The organism is Flavobacterium flabelliforme (genome assembly GCF_017948675.1).
GTDB lineage: Bacteria > Bacteroidota > Bacteroidia > Flavobacteriales > Flavobacteriaceae > Flavobacterium > Flavobacterium pygoscelis.
This window is the reverse complement of record NZ_JAGFBU010000001.1, coordinates 453,575-476,056: the sequence shown is the minus strand read 5'-3', so window position 1 is coordinate 476,056 and position 22,482 is coordinate 453,575. Positions and strand designations below refer to the sequence as shown.

Here is a 22,482-nt window from a genome sequence, read left to right as displayed (position 1 = left end):
GATTATAGTTAATGATGAGGTAAAAAAAAACGCTACAGTTTTGTAGCGTTTTTTTAATATTTTATTTACCATCCTCCGCTAGATCCACCGCCAGAGAAACCTCCGCCGCCAAATCCGCCACCGAAGCCACCTCCGCCGCCTCCGAAACCACCTCCCGAAGAACCGCCAAAGCCACCTCCGCCACTTCTGCCGAGACTACTTAAAATGATAGCATCTAATAAACTTGGCCCACCACCACTATTTCCTGAGTTGCCACCACCGCCACCTTTATTTCTTGATAATAAAACCAGTATTACAATAACAATAATTATAAATGGCAGTAAAGGGAAGTCATTTTTTTGTTGTGATTTTTTACGTTCTCCTTTGTATTTCCCTTTAAAAACATCAATTAACGCATCGGTACCTTTGTCTAAACCATTGTAAAAACTACCCGCTCTAAATTCAGGTAAAATAATATTCCTAATGATCTCTCCGCCAATACCTGCTGTCAATCTGTCTTCTAATCCATATCCGGGATTGATGGCTATTTTTTTTTCGGCTTTAGCCAATAAAATAATTACGCCATTATCATCTTTTTCTGTTCCGCCAATTCCCCAAGTTTGACCCCATTTGGTCGCTAGTTGGCTTACATCTTCCCCTTTTAAACTTTCAATAGTAATCACTACAATTTGAGTTGTAGTAGAATCAGAATATTGAATTAGCTTTTGTTCTAATTGCGCCTTATCCGTTGCGCCCAACACATTGGCGTAATCATAAACTGAAGTTTGAAAACTAGGTTTTTCTGGAATTGTAAACTGTGCAAAGCTTAGCTGTGTAAGCAGTAAACAGATCACTAACTTTAAGGAATTTAAAGTAATCTTTTTATTTAATATCATTATCCTTTTGATATTTCGTTAGATAATTCATCTTTATCTCCTTCTAGATGAGGGAAATACTGTTGTAATTGTTCTCCCGCTTTAATGATTCCGTCAATAAGCCCTTGTTTGAAATTGCCATTTTTAAAATGAGCAACAATTACATCTCGAGTAGAATTCCAAAAATCTTCTTTAACGACATCATTAATGCCTTTGTCTCCGCAAATTACAAAATTGCGGTCTTTTACTGCTACATATATTAGAACGCCGTTTTGAAGTTGGGTTTGATCCATTTTAAGTTGATTAAAAACTTCTAGAGCACGATCATAAGGATCAAGAGCAGTGGTTTTTTCTAAATGCACTCTTATCTCGCCAGAAGTATTTTTTTCAGCCGTACAAATAGCTGCAACAATTTCTTGTTCTTCTTCTTTGGTTAAAAAATCTTCTACTTTTGACATGGGAAAAATTTAGGAATGAAGATTAACGATTTTGAAGTTAGAAATAGCATCCTAAAATCAAAATCGTTAATCAAAAAACTGAAAATATTTTTTAGAATTTTACTTCTACTGGTTTATCAGCACCTTCAACAGCGTTGAAATAAGCTTTTTCTTTAAATCCAAACATTCCTGCAAACATGCTATTTGGGAAAGTTTTAATGTGCGTGTTGTAAGGTTTAACAGCTTCGTTAAAACGAGTTCTAGCCGTTAGAATTTGATTTTCTGTACTTGCTAACTCATCTTGCAATTTCAAGAAATTAGCATTGGCTTTTAAATCAGGATATTGCTCAACAGTAACTAACAATCTTGATAATGAACTGCTAACTCCGCTTTGCGCTTTGTTAAATTCGGCTAATTGTTCTGGTGTGATATTCGTAGGGTCAACTGTTACTTGAGTAGCTTTAGCACGTGCTTCGATAACAGCAGTCAAGGTTCCTTTTTCAAATTCGGCAGCACCTTTTACCGTATTTACTAAATTTCCGATTAAGTCATTTCTTCTTTGGTAAGCGGTTTGAACGTCACCCCAAGATTGTTCTACGGTTTGATTTAAAGTTACTGCTGTATTGTTAATTCCTTTAACCCAGCTAAAAATTACTATGACAACAACTGCTACGATAATCCAAGGCAAAAATCTTTTCATGTTTATTTAATTTAAGTTTAGTGTTTATTTATTGTTTTAAAATCTAAATTTCGTTTTTAATATTGGTTAATTGTGTTCGTATGGTTTCTAGTTTTCTAATAATATCAAATTTATCTAAAGTTTTCTTTTGTCCCTCTTTTAGATGGGTTTTAGCACCTTCTAGGGTAAAACCTCTTTCTTTAACCAAATGATAAATTAATTGTAAATTAGTAATATCCTCAGGAGTGAACATTCGATTTCCTTTAGCATTTTTTTTGGGTTTTAAAATGTCAAATTCATTGTCCCAAAAACGAATCAGTGAGGCATTTACATCAAAAGCTTTAGCTACTTCTCCGATGCTATAATATCTTTTGTCTTTTGAAAGTTCAATGTGCATGTTTGTTCTACTTTATAATTTCTACTGGTCTATCGACTTGAACTCGGTAATCGTTAATCCAGTGATTGATTTTCTTGATTCGCTAATTTTGCTATAGCTACATATTCTACTGCAGATATATTTCCGTAATAAAAATTAAGAGGATTCACTACCTTTTGATCTTTATGAACTTCGTAGTGCAAATGAGGCGCTTCAGATCTGCCCGTGCTTCCCACATATCCAATAATATCTCCACGATTCACTTTTTGCCCTGCCCGAATATTGTATTTGCTTAAATGCGCATACAAAGTTTCGTAGCCAAATCCGTGCCGAATAACGATATGATTACCATATCCAGACGCATTGTTGTCCGCTCTAGCAACGATTCCGTCTCCTGTTGCATAAATTGGAGTTCCCGTTTTAGCGGTAAAATCCATTCCTTCGTGCATTTTTCTTACTTTAGTAAATGGATCTGTTCTGTATCCAAAACCAGAAGCCAAATGTTTCAAGTTTTCATTTCTAACGGGCTGTATAGCTGGAATTGCAGCTAGAAAAACACTTTTAGCTTCAGCTAATTTTAGTATTTCATCCAATGATTTCGATTGAATTACTAATTCTTTGTTAAGCACATCAATTCTTTTTGTGGTGTTCATCACCAACTGCGAGTTATTGTATCCTTCCAATTTTTTATACCTATTTATTCCAGGTAATCCAGCTTTACGAATCGAATCTGGAATAATCGTTTTGTTAAAATAAGCACGATACACATTATTATCTCGCTCCTCTATAGCATCAATAACAAGATTCGCCTGCTCTATTTTTTTATTCAAAATGGCATAATTCAATTTCAAATTTTCAATTTCACGCGCTTGCAAACGATCTTTTGGTGTTTCAAAATAAGGTGTGTTTAATAAAATTATAAAACTCAATATACCAAACAGAGCCGAAGCCACTAAAAATAAGATTATAACACCAATTTTTTTTCTTTTTCGTGTTTTTATTTTTCGGTAGGCTAGATTTTCGGAATCGTAATAATATTTTACTTTCGACATATTTTAAAATACCCTATTTTTGCACACTGTAAAAAGGTTAGACGAACAAATTTAAGAAATGTTTCATTTGCAACAGCCTTTTTTAGAGAATAAATATATTAATGTGCCTTATCCAGCTAACCGTTGCAAGTTCGCTGTTTAAAATATTTTTTTCTAATGCGCCGTCAGGAGCTTCCTCCGGTCGCTCTGTCAACTCAAGAAAAAATAAATTTTAAAACAGCAAAGCTTTCCACTTCTATCTGGGGCAGAGGATATTCTGAATCACACATAAATTAACCACTTTGTTTAGTGGCCCAAAATAAAAATATGAAATCACAAGACGTACGTAAACAATTTCTAGATTTTTTCGCATCACAAGGACACCTTATTGTTCCTTCAGCGCCTATCGTTCTAAAAGATGATCCAACCTTGATGTTTAACAACTCAGGAATGGCGCAGTTCAAAGAATATTTTTTGGGAAACGCAACGCCAAAAAGCAATAGAATTGCCGATACTCAAAAATGTCTTCGTGTTTCAGGAAAACACAATGACTTGGAGGATGTTGGTTTTGATACGTATCACCATACGATGTTCGAAATGTTGGGAAATTGGTCTTTTGGTGATTATTTTAAAAAAGAAGCAATCAATTGGGCTTGGCAACTTTTAACGGAAGTGTATAAAATTCCTAAAGAAAATTTATACGTTTCAGTTTTTGAAGGTAATGCAGAGGAAAATGTACCTTTCGATCAAGAAGCTTGGGATATCTGGAAGGAGTTGATCGATGAAGACCGAATCATTCTAGGAAACAAAAAAGATAATTTTTGGGAAATGGGCGATCAAGGACCTTGTGGACCTTGTTCAGAAATTCACGTTGATTTACGTACCGCTGAAGAAAAAGCAGCAGTTTCAGGAAAAAGTTTAGTCAACAATGATCATCCACAAGTGGTTGAAATTTGGAACAACGTATTTATGGAATTCAACCGTAAAGCCGATGGTTCACTAGAAAAATTACCTGCAAAACACGTTGATACCGGAATGGGATTTGAGCGTTTGTGTATGGCATTACAAGGAGTGACTTCTAATTATGACACGGACGTTTTTACGCCACTTATTAAAAAAGTAGAACAAATTACTGGAGCTAAATATACTACCAATGATGTCATTCTGAGCGCTAGCGAAGAATCACAAAACAAAACAAATATTGCCATTCGTGTAATTGTAGATCACGTTCGTGCGGTTGCTTTTGCAATTGCTGACGGACAATTGCCCTCTAATACCGGTGCTGGATATGTAATCCGTAGAATTTTACGTCGTGCTATTCGTTACGGGTTTACATTTTTAGACATCAAAGAGCCTTTTGTCAATCAATTAGTTGCTGTTTTAGCAAACCAAATGGGTGAATTTTTCCCAGAAATCAAATTGCAAGAAACGTTTGTGACTAATGTGATTCGTGAGGAGGAAGCTTCATTCTTGAGAACATTAGACCAAGGTTTACAGTTATTAGACAAAGTTATTGCCGATACTAAAAAAGCCCTTCCTTCGGAGGGGTTGGGGAGGATTTCTGGAGCTAAAGCATTTGAACTGTATGATACTTTTGGTTTTCCAAAAGACTTAACAGCTTTGATCTTGAAAGAAAAAGGAATGTCTTTCAACGAGGCTGAATTTGACGCTTCGATGCAAGCTCAAAAAGCGCGTTCTCGTGCTGCATCTGAAGTTTCAACCGAAGATTGGTCAGTTTTAATTCCTGGAAATGTAGAAACATTTGTGGGTTATGACCAAACTGAAAACGAAGCGAAAATTACGAGAATTCGTAAAGTAGATAGCAAAAAAGATGGGGTTTTATACCAAATAGTTTTAGATAACACACCATTTTATCCAGAAGGTGGAGGACAAGTTGGTGACAAAGGAACATTGGTTTCTGCTAATGAAACTATTGAGATTATAGACACTAAGAAAGAAAATAATTTAATTCTACATTTTACAAAACAACTTCCTGAAAACATTGAAGCAAGTTTTGTGGCCAAAGTAAATACAGAATTAAGAACTTTAACATCAAGAAATCACTCGGCTACACACTTAATGCATCAAGCTTTAAGAAGTATTCTGGGAACGCATGTGGAGCAAAAAGGTTCTTTGGTAAATTCAAGCTATTTGCGTTTTGACTTTTCTCATTTTGCAAAAATGACGGAAACAGAATTGCAACAAGTGGAAGATTTTGTTAATGCTAGAATACAGGAGCAATTACCACTTATCGAAAGAAGAAATATTCCTTTTGCGCAAGCAGTAGAAGAAGGAGCAATGGCTTTATTCGGTGAGAAATATGGAGATCATGTTCGTGCGATTAAATTTGGCGAAAGCATGGAATTGTGTGGTGGAATACACGTGAAAAATACAGCTGAAATTTGGCATTTCAAAATTGTTTCAGAAGGAGCAGTTGCAGCAGGAATTCGTCGTATTGAAGCGATTACGAGTGATGCGGTAAAAGCATTTTATGCTACGCAAGAAAACACATTAAATGAAGTGAAAGTTGCTTTGAAAAACCCACAAGATATTTTGAAAGCGGTTCATTCTATGCAAGAAGAGAATTCTAAATTCAAAAAAGAAATTGAAAATTTAGTAAAAGAAAAAATTGAGGGACTAAAAAATATTTTGGTAACTGAATTTCAAGAAATCAATGGGGTTAACTTTTTATCTAAACAAGTTAATTTGTCAATGAGCGCCACAAAAGATTTGGCTATGGCAATTGGAAGCGCAACACCGAGTTCTTTTGTGTTTTTGGCTTCTATTGAAGACGATTTACCCAATATTCATTGCTTCATTTCTAAAGAATTAGTTAGCCAAAAAGGACTTAATGCGGGTAATGTAATTAGAGAATTAGGCAAATTCATAGACGGAAACGGTGGCGGACAACCCTTTTTTGCATCAGGAAAAGGTAAAAATGTATCTGGAATTAAGGAGGTATTAGAAAAAGCAATTGATTTTGTGAAATAGTAAAAATGTATAAATACAAACAACCCTTTTAGAACTCGTTTTTAAAAGGGTTGTTTGGTTTTTTTAGTAAGGTAATGCAAACTAGTTATAATTCAAGTGAGGTTAAAAAATGTACATTTAATTTAGTTTTAAAATACTTTCACTTATTTTTTCTTCAATTCAAATAAATATTTTTTTTATTAATTGTGAATTTATTTTAATAATAAAAATAATATAAATCTTATATATCATTAAATTTTCTTTTCTTTGTAAGAAAATAATTAAAAAAAACCATGAAAAAATTTATTTATTCATTCAGTGCTGTTTTATTAGTGTTAACATCTTGTTCTAAGGATGATGTAAAAAACAGCTCCGAAGACACTGTTTTACTAAAAAAGATAGAAATTTCAAGAATTGATCCTGTATCAAATAGTACTATAGCTGTTACTTACGATGGTAACAAAATAGTACAAATACTTGAAGATGATGAAAAAACTGTTTATTATTATACAGGAGACTTAATAACTAAAAAAGATTTTTTTGAACAAGGACTGTTATCTGATAGAGAAGAATTTATCTATTTAAATAATAAATTGAGTAGTTTAATGACTACCAGTTTTTTAAATAACATTGTTACGGATAAAGAAAAGAGTGAATATAAACATAATTCTGATGGTACAGTTGATTATAATAATTATGAAATAAATATCCTAACGGGTTCTCAAACATCTTTAACTTCTGGAAAATTGACCATTTTTAATGGTAATATTGTTAAAGATGAAAACACAAGTAGTATAACAACATATGAATACGACAATAAAAATAATCCTCTTAAAAACGTCTTAGGTCTTAATAAGTTACTAGATCCTTTCTCTACTTTAAATAATGTAGTTAAGTATAGCTACTCTCAAAAAAACAGCAGCATTTCTTATACTACTGTTCATGAATATATTTATAACAACATTAATTATCCTACAGAAGTAAAATTATCTGGAAATGGAAAGCTAAGTAGTAATGAAAAATTCATCTATTAGTAAAACACACACTTCGAGCTAAAATAAAGAAAACTCAAACAAGTAGATTTAAAAATCGAAATGTTTGAGTTTTTTTATTGGTTTAAATTATTCAACTTTGTAAGAAAGTAAGTGAAATGAATTTCAGAACTCCAATCCCAATTTCCAAAAGTAATCGGCTTATAGATTACAATTCAAAGATTGTATCTCTTGGATCTTGTTTTGCAGTGAATATGGCAGAAAAATTGGATTATTTCAAGTTTCAAAATACTTGCAATCCGTTTGGGATTTTATTTCATCCTCTGGCTATTGAGAAATTTATTGATTTTGCTGTTTCTAAAAAACAATTTACCGAAAACGATATCTTCTTTCATAATGAATTGTGGCATTGTTTTGATGCGCATTCGGATTTAAGTAATCCCGATAGAGAAGAATTGCTAGTTTCATTAAATGCTGTTGTCCAATCTGCTAAAATAGCAATAGAACAAGCTTCACATGTTATTATTACTTATGGTACATCGTGGGTTTATAAAAATATAGAAAGCAATGAAGTTGTTGCCAATTGTCATAAAGTACCTCAAAAACAATTTGAGAAATCTATTTTGTCAATAGAAACTATTCAAAAATCTATTAGAAATACAATAGATTTAATTCAAAAAGTAAATTCAAAGTGCTGTGTTATTTTTACGGTTTCTCCAGTGCGTCACATCAAAGATGGTTTTGTTGAAAATCAATGGAGCAAAGCAAATTTAATTTCTTCAATTCATCAAGTTATACAAACAGAACATTTAAAATTAAATACTGGATACTTTCCTTCCTATGAAATTATGATGGACGAACTTCGTGATTATCGTTTTTACAGCGAAGATATGTTACACCCTAATCAAGTAGCGATTGATTATATTTGGAAACGTTTTAAAGAAACCACTATTTCTGATGGAGTTTTTACCACGATGGAGGAAGTAGAGAATATTCAAAAATCACTAATGCACCGGCCATTTAATCCGCAATCTGAAAGTCACTTAAAATTTGTGTCTAAATTGAACCAAAAAATCACTAAATTAGAAACTCAAAATCCATTCATGAAATTTTAATTATGCTAAAAAGACTATTTATTTTCATCGGAATTATAATTACTGTTTTTCTATTATTCAAATACTGTGAATTTAAAAAAGACGATAATACAACTACTATAGACGGCTCAGGCTTAATTCAGCAACAAATTCTAAATGTTGGAAAACTAATTGTTACTGAGGGACATTTCTCTGAAGTGATTACTTATAAAAATCAAGAAAAGTATTTATTAAACATGCTTTCTTTTGAGAAAAAAGCACTCGTTGTCGTAAATGCTGATGTAACAGTTGCCTATGATTTACATAAAATGAAATATGATATTGATGAGAAAAATAAAACGATAACGATTGTTTATATTCCCAAAGAAGAAATAAAAATTAATCCAGACATTAAGTTTTATGATGTAGAACAAAGTAAACTGAACCCTTTTACTGGCGAAGATTACAACAAAATTAACAAATCTGTAAAAGCGAATTTAGCTAAAAAAATAGAAAGTTCTACTTTGAAAACCAATGCTCAAAACAGATTGATTAGCGAATTATCTAAATTGCTAATTACTACCAGTCAATTAGGATGGACACTGAAATATGAAGGAAAAGTGATCGAAAGTGAAAAGGAATTTGGACAACAAATTAAATTGTAGTTAAAAAAGAAAACCGCAGATTGTCAGAGTATTAATTAATCTGAGAATATGCGGTTTAATTTTAAATAATCTATTTTCACTAGAGTAATCTGCGATAATGAGCGTTCTTTTTTATATCAAATCCAGTCCGCCATTTATCAAGTGTGAAATTTCTGAACGTCTTTGTTTTAGATTTTCAAGATAATTTTTCACCTCTTGCAAAAGATTTGGTTCGTTTCTATCTTTCAATAATTCAACAATCTCAACAGATAACAACCAATCATTTGGATGATTCTCTTTAAGTTGTTTAAAAATCGGAACTAAAGAAGTTGTAGTATCTTTTGATTCTCTTATCAATCGTACGGTTTGATACAAAACTTCTAAATCATCACGTTCTGCACTTTGCTGCGCTTTGATTGTTGTACTACTAGGAACAGCAGTAATCAAATCAAAACTAGTCGCATCTGCAGGTCCTGAAAAAGCCGAAACTAGTTTTTTTCCAACAGCCATATCATAAATACCCCATTCTGGTTGAAACAAAATAGTTTCTCCATGCGTAACAGTACAATTTTTAAAACTGATTAAAATTATTTCGCCATGCAAGTTTCTCGAACCAGTAATAATTTCTCCTTTTACGGTAATATCACCTTCAAAATCTAAAGTTACCGTTTCATTTTCAGTAATAGAATAAGCACTTAAATCTCTTGGACTCATGTCTTCGATAGCCAGATTGATGCCTTTTAGTTTTCCAATGGGACTACCAAAACCATCTTTATGATTAATCGTTCCATGACCTACTAATTCTTTCTCTCTATAGGATAAAGCTGTTTTTCCAGTGGTCTGAATGTAAACCGGTTTTCCATTCGCTTCAATTACATTCGTAAAAACTCCTGAAACTTGTATTCCAGTGTTCAACTCAATAGTTCCTAAAGCATTTGATTGTATCAGTTTATTTATACCCGATAAACCTCCTGTACGCAACGCCATTTTATTAGCAAATTCTTCTAATATTAAGCTCAAATAAGCAAAATCAGGAGTTACATACAATTGCGGTTGCAGTTGTGTAATATCAAAATTCTGATTTGCTGCCGATATGTCGTAAGGAATTTTCTTTACTTTTTCAGTCATACAATGCGCACTTTCACCAATTGAAGAAAGTAAACCAGCGCCGTATATTTTCGGATTTTCTACCGTGCCTATTAAACCGTATTCTACAGTCCACCAATGCAGATTTCTAATTTGTGCCATTTCTGACAATTCACCCATGTTATTCTGCAAATCTTCTACTGCTTTTTCAGCAGCGTCAATATTGGCTTGTGGAGTTCCTTCTGCTTCTTTCAAAATAGAAAGTAGTCGGATGGCCTCATACATTTCGTAATCTTTGTGCGAAGAAATGGCTTTGCAACCTATTTCTCCAAAACGACGTAAATATTCTGCATATTCTGGATTGGCAATAATAGGTGCGTGACCAGCACCTTCGTGAATGATATCTGGTGCAGGCGTGTATTCTATATGTTCAAGTTGACGAATATCTGAAGCAATCACGAGTACATTATACGCTTGAAATTCCATGAAAGCATTAGGCGGAATAAATCCATCAACAGCAACAGCTGCCCAGCCAATTTCAGTTAGAATTCGGTTCATTCCGTACATACTCGGAATAGTATCAACCTCAATTCCTGTTTTTTTAAGTCCTTCTAAATAGGAATTATGTGCTACTTTTGATAAGTAACTTACGTTTTTACGCATTACATAACGCCAAACTGCTTGGTTTATTGGTGTATAGTCGCTATAATCCTGAGGTTTAATAAATTGTCTTAAGTGCTTTGGCAACCGGTCTAATAACGGATTGCTTTCTATAGTTGTGCTCATCTCGAAAACGTTATAGTTTTTTTCAAAAGTACAACTTTAAGGAGCTATTTCCAGCTATTCGCTACAAGATTTAGCAAAAAAATACATTTTTGTAAGTCCTAATAAGAGCTTCTTACAGTCGCTTTCTTAGAACAACAAAAATTGTCTTTTTTTGCCAAATGCTTTCCACTGCTATCTGGGCTAGGAGAGTTAGTTTTTATTTTCGATGAATTTTAATTCAGGTTTTACAGGTAAATAATAGTGTTTTGAAAAAAACAGTATAAAACATTATTCTTTTACTTCAAAAAGCAATACCTGTGTTTTTTGAGTTTCTGAAAAGTTATTATCCGATATAAAAATCAAGGAACGATTTCCATTAGTTAATTTTGGACCAAAAGTCAATCCTTCAATATTGTCTGTATATATTCCTAAATCATCCATATTTAGAATTAGTTTTTTAGAGATCAATTCAATTTTTTGATTCTGTAAAGATTCATGATTTTTAACATCTGTTGCCTTTTTAAAATCACATAAAAAAACTTTTATAGTACACGGTTGCGTTCCTGTAGAGTAGGAGCGTTCTAGTACTAGGAATTGGTTTTTTTTGTAAAACTGAATCGCAGCAACACCATTTACAGCAAAAGCGCCTTTAGGATTAGGTTCGTTTGCAATGGCTTCAAGCTGATACCCATATTGAGCTGTGTTTTTTTGTGTTTTTATATCAAATTCGTAAAAACGAATTAAGCCACCTTTGCTTGTGCTGGCTTGGTTACCGTCTTCAAATAGCGGTTCTTCTACGCAAGTATATAGTGTTTTATAATTTTGGTCAAAAGTGATGCTTTCAAGTGTTCCGTTATTGCGAGGTCCTTTGCTTTCTTTTTGCATTTCAAGATTAGAAGGTAATTTTAACTGCTCTTTAAAATTTCCTTTTAAATCCATAAAAGTAATCGAAGGATTTTGTAAAATAGTTTTGTCAGCGGTTACAACTCGAGCACCTTCACTTGTCCAAACTAGAGAGTTATTTTTCGGATTGTATCTAATATCTTCTGGATCTGCAGAGGTTTCTGGACTAGTTGTCCAATTGCCAAAAGTGGAACCTTGCTCATTTTTTAAAGTGTTGGTTTCTTGAAAACTAATTGCTTTTAGTTGATTGTCAGCGATATTAATCTTTGCAGTGTAAAATCGGGAAAGGTTTTCTTGTGCTCTTTCATCGCAAATGATATAATAAAGATCCTTCTTTTTATCATAATCAATACCGGAAAGCCCACCAATTTTAGTGTTATTAAATTCTTGGTTAAATGGAATTTCAATTGAATTAATGAATTTTAATTCAGGATAACTGCCACTTGAGGATGTGTTTTTTAAATTGGAACAAGAAGCCAAAATAGATAGTGCAAATAATCCAGTAAGAAGTTTACGCATGATATTGTTTCTATTAATAAAAAAATACTTAATGAGGTGAATTGTTTTTTGCAGCATTACGAAAATAATCGATCTTGTAATGAAACATTTCGGCCATGTTTCGGCCACGTAATTTTGCTTCTTCAGCAAGTGGACCTAAAAATAATTCATCTGTAGTTGCTGAGAAAATTGCCATCCAACGATCAAAATGTTCTTTCTCAACAGGTAATTGTTTGTGCGGAGGAAATGGACTACCAGAATACGAATGCACATCAAGTAAAATAGTTTGCCAAAAACGATACATTTTCTCCAAATGTTCTGGCCAGCGATTGCCTATTTTCTCATTAAATATTGGTCCGATAAATTCATCATTTTGAACTTTAGAATAAAAAGTATCAACTAGTAATTTTATATCGTCTAGATTTTTAATGTCGGTAAGAGTTGTCATAATTGTATATAAAAAAAGCCTACGCAAAGGTAGGCCATTCTTAAGGAACTGTAAATTGTTTTATCCAATTAATTGTGTGAACAAATCCTGCCTGTCGTTGAGATACTGAAATTCGAATCCTTTATCAGACATTTTCTCTTTTATATTTACAATGTCATTCTTGTTTTTTAATTCTAAACCTACAATCGCAGGACCTACTTCTCGGCTATTTTTTTTAGTGAACTGAAAATAGGTAATATCATCATCTGGTCCTAAAATATCATTTACAAATTCCTTTAGAGATCCTGGACGTTGTGGAAACTGAATCATAAAATAATGCATGAGTTCTTCATATAATAAAGACCTTTCTTTTATTTCGGCAGTTCTTTCAATATCATTATTACTTCCGCTCACAATGCAAACCACATTTTTTCCTTTTATCTGGTCTTTATAGAAATCTAAAGCGGCGATAGTTAATGCTCCAGCTGGTTCTACAACCATTGCTTCTTCATTATACAAACGCAAAATAGTAGTGCATACTTTTCCTTCTGGCACTAAAACGATAGAATCAAGATTTTTTTTGCAAATTTCAAAAGTCAAGTTTCCTACTTGTTTTACCGCAGCGCCATCTACAAATTTGTCTATTTTTTCAAGAGGAAGGTTTTTACCAGTAGCTATAGCAGTTTTCATTGAGGGAGCACCTTCGGGTTCAACGCCAATTATTTTTGTGTTAGGACTCAATTTTTTAAAAACTTCCGAAAGTCCTGCTGCTAATCCGCCACCGCCAATAGGTACAAATACATAATCAATTGGTTCTTTACAGTTTTCTAAAATTTCCAATCCAACGGTTCCTTGTCCTGCAATGACTTTAAAATCATCAAAAGGATGTACAAAAATAATGTTTTTTGCAGTAGCCTCTTCTGCGGCTTTTGCATAAGCATCGTCAAATGTGTCACCTATTAAAATAATTTCAACAAAAGTTTTTCCAAATAATTGTACTTGTTTTATTTTTTGTTTCGGTGTTGTTTTAGGCATGTAAATTTTGCCTTTTATTTTCAATAAATGACAAGAGTAAGCTACTCCTTGTGCGTGATTTCCAGCGCTAGCACAGATTACACCCTGACTTTTTTCTGACAATGTTAAAGCGCTCATTTTGTTATATGCTCCTCTAATTTTATAAGAACGAACCACTTGTAAATCCTCTCTTTTTAATAAAACTGTACAATCAAATTCTTCTGACAGATTTAAGTTTTTACTTAAAGGTGTCGCTGTTACAACCTCTTTTAATTGATTTTTTGCTGCTAATACTTGTTCGTATGTTGTCATAGGATTTTTTAAATAAGGATTAAAATTGTTGATCTAGTTTGAATAAATTAATACGTTTTCTCTGTTTGATTTTGTAATGGATATTCTACCGCTTTTAACAAATTCGATCAGGTTACAATTTCGCAATTCTTGTACTAAATGTTTTAATTGTTCAGATCTTCCACTCACTTCAAATACAGTAAAATCTTTAGTTATTAATATGGTTTTTGCTTTGTATTTCTCTACTATTTTTTCAATTTGAAAATCTATTTCTCTTTTTTTAAAACCAATTTTAAATAAGGCAATTTCATTTTCTATTACTTCATTTCTCATGCTAGCAAATACGTCAATTATTCCAATTGTTTTTCTTATCTGAAGCACCAAATTTTTAATTATAATTTCGGCGTCTATTAAAACAATGGAGAATTTATAGAGGTTTTCTATCGGTTCAAAATGGATTGTAACCGATTCTGTTTTGATTTTTCTTCTGGCAAGGATTATATCTATTTTATTGATCAGACTTACTTGATTTTCAGTAAGTATAGTAATGGTGTATTCTTGTTTCATTGGTTTTTTAATTGTATTACTGTTTGAGTTTTTGGTAAAAAAAAAGCCTTTCTCATTATGGTGAGAAAGGCAAATAGGGAGCACTATTATTCTGACTCGTTACGTAAAACGAATGATGATAATAATGATAATAGAATTTTTAGATAGACTTAGCATAGGTTTAAAACAAAAAAAACCTCCTAAATTAGGAGGTTTGATACAAATATTTTTATACAAGACTCCGCTATTATTGCTGAACAATAATAATTATAATAGCGACGATAATGTTTATAGAATTTCTCATTTTTTTCTTAGAAAATCAAATGTAAATAAAATAAAATTATTTCTTTACATTTGAAGGAGGAAATTGTGCAAGTATTTTAGTAACAAATTCATTGATTACTTTTTCCTTTTCACTTCTATTATTGGTGAGGTAGCCAATTCCTTCACCTTGCCATACTAATTCTTTTTTCTTGGCATCTATTAAATCGATATAAAGAGTTCCTTCAGTTGATGAGGTAACAGAAGTGTTTCGACCTCCCCAGATATAAGGATTCCAACCGTATCCCCAACCATAACCAAATCCCGCATTGAATTGATTTACATCTATTCTTTCTCTCTCCTTTGTGAATATGTTTATTAAAAGATCTGGATTCTCACTTTTAGTCATCCCTTTTTTTGCAAGTTCAGCATCAACAGCGTAAAGAATTCTTTTTTTATCCAATTCTGAAATTTCAACTTTATCAATTCCTTTTTTATGAAACGCATAGGTTTTGTATTGACTAAAGTCTACTTTACTATCATAATCAGAATATACTCTTACAGAACTGCAGGAAGCAAGTACTAAAAGTAGAAAAACGGGTATAAATTTAATTGCTTTCATAATAGGTTAATTTGATTACTAATAGTTATAAAGGTTTTATGTAAAATTTAAAAATCTAATAAAGTGTCATCTACTATATTTGGGAGTGTAACTTTTAATGAAGGTTGCGTCTCCATAGCTCTTTTTATAGCAAAAATTGCTCCATCATTGCGAGCCCAACTCCTTCTTGAAATACCATTGTTGACATCCCAAAAAAGCATTGATGCTAAGCGCTTTGAAGCTTCCTTAGACCCATCAAGAACCATACCAAATCCACCATTAATTACCTCTCCCCATCCTACGCCACCACCATTGTGAATAGAAACCCATGTTGCGCCACGAAAACTATCTCCAATTACGTTTTGGATGGCCATATCGGCTGTAAAACGAGAGCCGTCATATATGTTTGAAGTTTCTCTATACGGCGAATCGGTACCTGATACATCATGGTGATCTCTACCTAAAACTATGGTTCCTATTTCTCCCTTAGCAATTGCTTGATTAAAGGCTTCTGCAATTTTTACACGGCCTTCTGAATCTGCGTATAAGATTCGAGCTTGAGAACCAACTACTAGTTTGTTTTCTTGAGCTCCTTTAATCCACTGAATATTATCTTGCATTTGTTGTTGAATTTCAACTGGAGCAGTTGTTGCCATTTCTTCTAAAACACTACAAGCAATTGCATCCGTTTTAGCTAAATCTTCGGGTTTACCTGATGCACAAACCCAACGAAATGGACCAAAGCCATAATCAAAACACATTGGTCCCATAATATCTTGCACATAACTTGGGTATCTAAAATCGATATTGTTTTCTGCCATAACATCTGCACCAGCACGAGAAGCTTCTAATAAAAAAGCATTCCCGTAATCAAAGAAATAGGTTCCTTTAGCAGTGTGTTTGTTTATCGCTGTAGTATGACGACGTAATGTCTCTTGTACTTTTTGTTTAAATAAATCAGGATCGTTAGCCATCATGTCATTGGCTTGTTCAAATGAAACTCCAGCAGGATAATAGCCTCCAGCCCAAGGATTGTGCAATGAAGTTTGGTCGCTACCTAAATCAATATGAATGTTTTCTATATCAAATTTCTCCCATACGTCTACTATATTTCCTAGATACGCTATGGACACTGTTTCATTATTGGCTTTAGCCAAAGCTACTCTTGAAACTAATTCGTCAATGTTTTCTATAACCTCGTTGATCCATCCTTGGCTATGACGAATGTGTGTAATTTTTGCATTAACCTCAGCACAAACGGTAATACAACCGGCAATGTTCCCTGCTTTTGGTTGCGCACCACTCATGCCTCCTAATCCAGAGGTTACAAATAAACCTCCTTTTGGTTGTTTCTTAATTTTTCTGAAACCATTTAAAACAGTAATTGTTGTTCCATGTACTATTCCTTGTGGACCAATATACATATAACTTCCAGCAGTCATTTGTCCGTATTGAGAAACACCTAAAGCATTCATTTTTTCCCAGTCATCCGGTTTAGAATAATTTGGGATAACCATTCCGTTGGTTACTACAACCCGTGGAGCTTCTTTGTGAGAAGGAAATAGACCCATTGGATGTCCCGAATACATTGTTAATGTTTGCTCATCGGTCATTTCAGATAAGTATTGCATCGTCAATAAATACTGCGCCCAATTCTGGAAAACGGCACCATTACCACCATAAGTAATTAATTCATGTGGATGTTGTGCAACAGCATAATCTAAATTGTTTTGAATCATCAACATGATCGCTTTTGCTTGTTCTGATTTTCCAGGATATTCTTCAATAGGACGAGCACGCATTTCATAATCGGGACGAAAACGATACATGTAAATCCGACCGTATTTATTTAATTCCTCTGTAAATTCATTAACTAATTCGGGATGATGTTTTTTATCAAAATAACGAAGTGCATTGCGAAGCGCTAATTTTTTCTCTTCTGTTGAGAGAATTTCTTTGCGTTTTGGTGCATGATTTATTGCTGTTTCGTAGTTTTTTTGTTTGGGTAAAACAGTTGGAATCCCTTGTTGTATTTGTTCTTTAAAAGTCATTTTTTCTGCGCTGTTTTTTTGTGTAGTGTAGTAGAAATATTTTTGATTACGTACCGCAATAAATAAAGTGAATTTAAATATTTATTCATTTAATGCGGTTAGGCTCTATAGTTGTTTTTTTGTGGCACCTGTTTTTTTATCGAAGCCATAAGGACAGTGACGACAACCGTTTTTACAACAATAGCCTCTTTTTAAATGGTGCTTTTCTGTAAAACATTTATAACCTTCTGGTGTGAAATAAAAATCTTCGCCTTCTATCACTTTATTTTCATTACTTTGGTTATTCATATCTTTACCATTCAATTGCAAATTAATTTGGATTTGTGTTCTAGAATTGTCATTTTAAGAACTGACTTTTTACTTAATTTAAGCCAAATTTTAAATACAAATTTATAAATTTTATAACGAATGTTTCTGATTGTTACTAAATATTTAATTCCTAATGGATATCGTGGATTAACGGTATTTCCTTTTGTGTTTGCAAAACAGGAAGCTGATAAAGAAAATGCCGTTTTTTTGAACCATGAAAAAATTCATCTTCGACAACAATTGGAATTGTTGGTTATTCCTTTTTTTATTTTGTATTTACTTGAATACTGTTTTCGACTTTTATATTACAGAAACTCAAATTTAGCCTACAGAAATATTAGTTTTGAAAGAGAAGCGTACGCCAACGAATCTGATTTTAATTATTTAAAAACACGCTCTTTTTTTAGGTTCTATTATTACATTCTTTCGAAAAAATAATTAAAATAGTCTTAATGTCTGATTGAAAAGCTTTTAAAGAATTACTTTTTCTTTAAATTAAATCAGTTAATTTCTTTTCGCACTATTGCAATATCCAAATCCTAAGAGAATTTGTAATAGGTTGTGTTTTTTTCTTTATCTTTAGTTATTGCATTTTCCACAAATTATTCTGATTTTATTTTACGCCAACTAATTTTTTTTCGAACAATTTTTATTTTTATTTTACGTAAGAAAAATATCTTTTTTTTAGACTAAAGATGTATTTCAACGATTATTTATACTTTTTATCGGTGTTTTAGTGGTTTAACTTATTCTTTTTTCTGTATTTTAGATAAAAATTATTTTAATGGCTTAATTACTATCAATAATTGATGTTTTCTAAAGCAATCTTTTTTTGATTCAAGCTAATAAAAATATTTTTTTTAATTATTTTATTTTGAAGTTTTTATAATAAAAAAATCAGCAACAACTTAATTCACAAACCTATGTACGGAAAAATACTTAAAAAAAGCCTATTAGTAGCAACGGGATTTTTACTTCAGAATTCTGTGAATGCACAAATGTTTGTTAGCGCAGATACTTATGTTTATGCTTCAAATGAAGTTATTTATATAGAAAAGGAATTAGAACTTAATGCGGTAAGTAGTTTTTTATATTTGAGGGATACAGCCCAGTTGGTACAAGGTTCAGCAGGTACAAGTACTAATAAAGGATTGGGTAATTTATCTGTTTTTCAGGAAGGATCTGTAAATGATTACCAGTATAACTATTGGTGTTCCCCAGTCGGAGGTAGCGATGCAAACTCTGGAAACTCCCCTTTTGGTATTAATCAATTGAATGATGTTTTAAATGTAACACAATCTACTCCCGCCACCATATTGCCTATGAATAATTATAATGGGACTTCAGTTCCATTAGCAATTGCTCCTTATTGGGTAACTAAATTAACGACTTCTACCGAATACTCTAGTTGGATTGATGCAGGAGCTCCAAATAGTATTTTAGCTGGCGAAGGATTCACAATGAAAGGAACTTCGGGAACGAATACTGTTTCCGTTAATGGAGTTCAAAATAACCCGGGTAGCAGACAACGCTATGATTTTAGAGGAAAGCCAAATGATGGGACTATTTCTATACCCGTAAAATTCGAAAATTATACCTTAACAGGAAATCCTTATCCCTCTACAATTGACTTGTCTGCTTTTTTACTTACTGAGACAAATTGTTCCGGAACAGCTTATTTTTGGGAACAAGATAACACCGTAAATTCACATTTTTTAGCAGACTATAAAGGAGGTTACGGAACTTTTGTTCCTGTTGATATCAATAGTCCTGGTATATACACGCCAGCTACATTTTATTCTTACGATGGTTCTGGTAATGCTGGTGGTAATGTAGGAACTGGTAATTATTATCAAAGAAGAAATTTACCAATAGGACAAGGTTTTTTAATAGATGGTAAAGTTGATGGTGTGGTTGAAATGAAAAATAGTTATCGAACATTTGTGAGAGAAACTCCAGATTCTTCTACTCCTATTGCTAGAAAGAGTGATTCTAAAGCTAAAAAAAATACGAATCCTTTTGCAAATACACAATCGGTATCGGGCATTGATTACTCACAAGTGACAGATGAACAAGTTCCTCAGATAAGAATTAATACACTTTTGAATAATAAAGGAGTGCGTCAATTAGCTTTAGGATTTGTTCCTCAAGCAACAGATGGTATAGATCATGGTATGGACGGTGGTTCTTCTAGTCAAGGAACACCAGCCGATATTTATTTTCTTATAGAAGATGCTGAATTTGTGATCAATGTATTGAATTTCGATAATGATAAAAAAATTCCAATTGGTTTTAGAAATGCTAAAGAGGCTAGCTATAAAATTACCGTAAATGAAATAATAAATTTTACGCAAGCCAATACCATTTTTCTACACGATAAAGTTAATAATCAATATTATGATATTAAAAATGATTTTCACGAATTGATATTGCCTCCAGGAGAAAATAATACACAATTTGAAATAACTTTTAAAACGGATAGAAGTCTTGGAGTTGAAGAAGCTGTAAAAGAGAATTTTATGATTTACCAAAATAACGAAAACCAAAATTTGGTTATTGATAATCCTTTATTAATGGATCTTGATGTTTGCGGTTTATATGATGTTGCTGGAAAAGTTATTTTTACAAAAAAAGATATTGGTAATCAGGCTTCTTACAAATTTGCTACGTCTGGATTAGTAGATGGGATATACATAGTTAAAATGGTTACAAAAGATAAACAAGTAGTTGGAAAAAAAATTATAATTAAAAATTAGAATACTTTAAAAAAAAGTACAAAAAATGCAGCCAGTCAAGGTTGCATTTTTTGTTTTATAAAAATTATATTTGTACAAAAACCAATTCCATTGAATCAAGAAATAAAAATAGCGCTTCCCAATTCTATTACTTTAGTAATTAAACGAGAAGATTTGATTCACCCTTTTATCTCGGGAAATAAATTTAGAAAGCTAAAATATAATTTGCTTCAGGCCAAAGCAGAAAATCAGGAAACATTACTTACTTTTGGAGGTGCATTTTCAAATCATATTGCTGCAGTTGCTTTTGCAGGATTCGAGAATGGCTTAAAAACTATTGGCATAATTCGCGGCGATGAACTCAGGGGTAAAATTGATGACAATCCTACACTAAAATTTGCTGAAAATTGTGGGATGCAATTTGAATTTGTTAGTAGAGAAGATTATCGCCAGAAAAATGAAATTTTATTTTTAGCAGAATTAAAAAATAAATTTGGATCATTTTATCTGATTCCTGAAGGAGGTACAAATGAATTAGCAATAAAAGGCTGTGAAGAGATTCTGACGGATAAAGATGCCGATTTTAATTATATTTGTGCTGCTGTAGGCACTGGAGGAACTATATCGGGTATAATCAATAGTATCTTGCCAGATCAAAAAGTTTTAGGATTTCCAGCTTTAAAAGGTGATTTTTTAAAAGAGGAAATTCGTAGTTTTGTAAAAAGTCAAAATTGGGATTTAATTACTGATTATCATTTTGGCGGATACGGAAAAATAAATAATGAGCTTGTTCAATTTATTAATGATTTTTATCTGCAAACTCAAATTCCTTTAGATCCTATATATACTGGAAAGATGGTATTTGGCGTTATAGATTTAATAAAAAAGAATTATTTTCCAAATAACTCAAAAATTTTACTCATTCATACCGGAGGAATCCAAGGAATTAAAGGGATGAATAATAAATTAATAAAGAAACAACTACCAATAATAACAATCAATGTTTAAAAAAATCCTACTAACATTTACGATTCTTACCTTAATAGGTTGTAATGCTTCTAAACCAGTTATTGTAACTAGTAAAAATGCACCTCTAAAATCGAAATCTGAAATAGTTAGAAATACTAAAAAAAATCCACCAAAGGGCACCGTAATTTCAAAACCTATTGCTACTAATCAAGGCAGAGTTGATAGCAAAAATAATGAAACAGAAGTAATTGTATCTACTTCAAAGACTGTAGTTACTAATGATGTTATTAAGATGTATATCTATCAGTTTAAAGACATTGCTATGGGTAACATGAAAACATACGGGATTCCAGCAAGTATTATTTTAGCACAAGGAATTCTAGAATCTGGTGCAGGAAGAGGAGATTTAGCTAAAAGTTCTAATAATCATTTTGGAATAAAATGCCATGTAGGTTGGACTGGAGAGAGTGTTAAGCATGATGACGATGCAGCCCAAGAGTGTTTTAGAAAGTATGATAATCCTTCAGAATCTTTTAGGGATCACGCATTGTTTTTAACCGGTAGAAGCAGATATGCTAAACTATTTACACTTTCAAAAGGGGATTATAAAGCTTGGGCAAAAGGATTAAGGGCTGCAGGTTACGCTACAGATCCTAAATATCCAGATAAACTAATATCGTATATTGATCGATATAGTTTGCACGAATATGATAGTATGGTTTTAGATCCTAATTTTGTGTCTAATGAAAAACAGTTAGTAAAAGAACTGACTGTAGAAACAAGGACTGTTGCTACTAATGGTTTAGATTCTTATATTGTTCAAAAAGGAGATACACTTTATTCTATTTCAAAAAAATTCGAATTAAAAGTTGAAGATTTAAAACAAAAAAATAATTTATCAGACAATACTCTTTCTATCGGTCAGAAATTAGTAGTTAAATAATTTAGAACAACAACAACAATTTATAAT

21 protein-coding genes are annotated in these 22,482 nt (G+C 32.4%); 8 read left to right on the top strand and 13 right to left on the bottom strand.

Annotated features, from left to right (window positions below; all coding sequences use genetic code 11):
• Positions 1-65: 65 nt before the first annotated feature.
• The 5 genes from J3S90_RS02025 to J3S90_RS02005 all read right to left on the bottom strand — a co-directional run bounded on the left by J3S90_RS02025 (position 66) and on the right by J3S90_RS02005 (position 3,398).
• The gene (locus tag J3S90_RS02025; protein WP_210644397.1) at positions 66-875 is read right to left on the bottom strand and encodes a TPM domain-containing protein; all 810 of its coding nucleotides are present in this window, start codon (positions 873-875) and stop codon (positions 66-68) included.
• On the bottom strand, positions 875-1,312 hold the full coding sequence (locus J3S90_RS02020) for a TPM domain-containing protein (protein WP_188049526.1): 438 nt from the start codon (positions 1,310-1,312) through the stop codon (positions 875-877). Before J3S90_RS02020 ends, J3S90_RS02025 begins: the two co-directional genes overlap by 1 nt.
• 91 nt (positions 1,313-1,403) lie before the next feature.
• Positions 1,404-1,991: a LemA family protein gene (locus J3S90_RS02015; protein ID WP_188049527.1), complete on the bottom strand. Its 588-nt coding sequence runs from the start codon at positions 1,989-1,991 to the stop codon at positions 1,404-1,406.
• A 43-nt stretch (positions 1,992-2,034) separates the two neighbouring features.
• Complete coding sequence (locus J3S90_RS02010) at positions 2,035-2,367, bottom strand: MerR family transcriptional regulator (protein ID WP_188049528.1); 333 nt, start codon at positions 2,365-2,367, stop codon at positions 2,035-2,037.
• Between the two features lie 53 nt (positions 2,368-2,420).
• Positions 2,421-3,398, bottom strand: coding sequence for a M23 family metallopeptidase (locus tag J3S90_RS02005; protein ID WP_188049529.1), 978 nt, complete (start codon positions 3,396-3,398; stop codon positions 2,421-2,423).
• Between the two features lie 306 nt (positions 3,399-3,704).
• Between J3S90_RS02005 and alaS the strand changes: the two genes are divergently transcribed.
• The 4 genes from alaS to J3S90_RS01985 all read left to right on the top strand — a co-directional run bounded on the left by alaS (position 3,705) and on the right by J3S90_RS01985 (position 9,077).
• Positions 3,705-6,368: an alanine--tRNA ligase gene (gene alaS / locus J3S90_RS02000; protein WP_210644395.1), complete on the top strand. Its 2,664-nt coding sequence runs from the start codon at positions 3,705-3,707 to the stop codon at positions 6,366-6,368.
• A 311-nt stretch (positions 6,369-6,679) separates the two neighbouring features.
• Positions 6,680-7,381, top strand: a complete 702-nt coding sequence (locus J3S90_RS01995) for a hypothetical protein (RefSeq protein WP_210644393.1) — start codon at positions 6,680-6,682, stop codon at positions 7,379-7,381.
• A gap of 116 nt (positions 7,382-7,497) precedes the next feature.
• Complete coding sequence (locus tag J3S90_RS01990) at positions 7,498-8,454, top strand: GSCFA domain-containing protein (protein WP_210644390.1); 957 nt, start codon at positions 7,498-7,500, stop codon at positions 8,452-8,454.
• Between the two features lie 2 nt (positions 8,455-8,456).
• Positions 8,457-9,077 carry a DUF4230 domain-containing protein gene (locus tag J3S90_RS01985; RefSeq protein ID WP_188049532.1) on the top strand — a complete coding sequence of 207 codons (621 nt, stop codon included), beginning with the start codon at positions 8,457-8,459 and terminating at the stop codon, positions 9,075-9,077.
• A 111-nt stretch (positions 9,078-9,188) separates the two neighbouring features.
• Here J3S90_RS01985 and J3S90_RS01980 read toward each other — a convergent pair whose 3' ends face one another.
• The 8 genes from J3S90_RS01980 to J3S90_RS01945 form a co-directional block, all read right to left on the bottom strand.
• Positions 9,189-10,928: an aromatic amino acid hydroxylase gene (locus J3S90_RS01980; protein ID WP_210644388.1), complete on the bottom strand. Its 1,740-nt coding sequence runs from the start codon at positions 10,926-10,928 to the stop codon at positions 9,189-9,191.
• Between the two features lie 267 nt (positions 10,929-11,195).
• The gene (locus tag J3S90_RS01975) at positions 11,196-12,329 is read right to left on the bottom strand and encodes an esterase-like activity of phytase family protein (protein ID WP_210644385.1); all 1,134 of its coding nucleotides are present in this window, start codon (positions 12,327-12,329) and stop codon (positions 11,196-11,198) included.
• Between the two features lie 28 nt (positions 12,330-12,357).
• Entirely contained in the window at positions 12,358-12,756 is a 399-nt protein-coding gene (locus J3S90_RS01970) for a group III truncated hemoglobin (protein ID WP_210644384.1), read from the bottom strand.
• 60 nt (positions 12,757-12,816) lie between these two features.
• The gene (gene ilvA / locus J3S90_RS01965) at positions 12,817-14,061 is read right to left on the bottom strand and encodes a threonine ammonia-lyase IlvA (protein ID WP_210644382.1); all 1,245 of its coding nucleotides are present in this window, start codon (positions 14,059-14,061) and stop codon (positions 12,817-12,819) included.
• A gap of 33 nt (positions 14,062-14,094) precedes the next feature.
• Positions 14,095-14,607, bottom strand: coding sequence for an acetolactate synthase small subunit (locus J3S90_RS01960; RefSeq protein ID WP_210644380.1), 513 nt, complete (start codon positions 14,605-14,607; stop codon positions 14,095-14,097).
• A gap of 319 nt (positions 14,608-14,926) precedes the next feature.
• Positions 14,927-15,469 (bottom strand): DUF4136 domain-containing protein, encoded by a 543-nt coding sequence (locus J3S90_RS01955; protein WP_188049538.1) that lies wholly within the window; start codon positions 15,467-15,469, stop codon positions 14,927-14,929.
• Between the two features lie 47 nt (positions 15,470-15,516).
• The gene (locus J3S90_RS01950; RefSeq protein ID WP_210644378.1) at positions 15,517-17,499 is read right to left on the bottom strand and encodes a urocanate hydratase; all 1,983 of its coding nucleotides are present in this window, start codon (positions 17,497-17,499) and stop codon (positions 15,517-15,519) included.
• Between the two features lie 105 nt (positions 17,500-17,604).
• Positions 17,605-17,787 carry a DUF5522 domain-containing protein gene (locus J3S90_RS01945; RefSeq protein WP_210644376.1) on the bottom strand — a complete coding sequence of 61 codons (183 nt, stop codon included), beginning with the start codon at positions 17,785-17,787 and terminating at the stop codon, positions 17,605-17,607.
• Positions 17,788-17,907: 120 nt separating this feature from the next.
• Between J3S90_RS01945 and J3S90_RS01940 the strand changes: the two genes are divergently transcribed.
• The 4 genes from J3S90_RS01940 (at position 17,908) to J3S90_RS01925 (ending at position 22,455) form a co-directional block, all read left to right on the top strand.
• A complete protein-coding gene (locus tag J3S90_RS01940) occupies positions 17,908-18,246 on the top strand; it encodes a hypothetical protein (RefSeq protein ID WP_210644374.1) in 339 nt (112 codons plus the stop codon).
• 485 nt (positions 18,247-18,731) lie between these two features.
• A complete protein-coding gene (locus J3S90_RS01935; RefSeq protein ID WP_210644372.1) occupies positions 18,732-20,564 on the top strand; it encodes a T9SS type A sorting domain-containing protein in 1,833 nt (610 codons plus the stop codon).
• A 90-nt stretch (positions 20,565-20,654) separates the two neighbouring features.
• Positions 20,655-21,551, top strand: a complete 897-nt coding sequence (locus J3S90_RS01930; RefSeq protein ID WP_210644370.1) for a 1-aminocyclopropane-1-carboxylate deaminase/D-cysteine desulfhydrase — start codon at positions 20,655-20,657, stop codon at positions 21,549-21,551.
• Complete coding sequence (locus tag J3S90_RS01925) at positions 21,544-22,455, top strand: glucosaminidase domain-containing protein (RefSeq protein WP_188049542.1); 912 nt, start codon at positions 21,544-21,546, stop codon at positions 22,453-22,455. Before J3S90_RS01930 ends, J3S90_RS01925 begins: the two co-directional genes overlap by 8 nt.
• Positions 22,456-22,482: the final 27 nt, after the last annotated feature.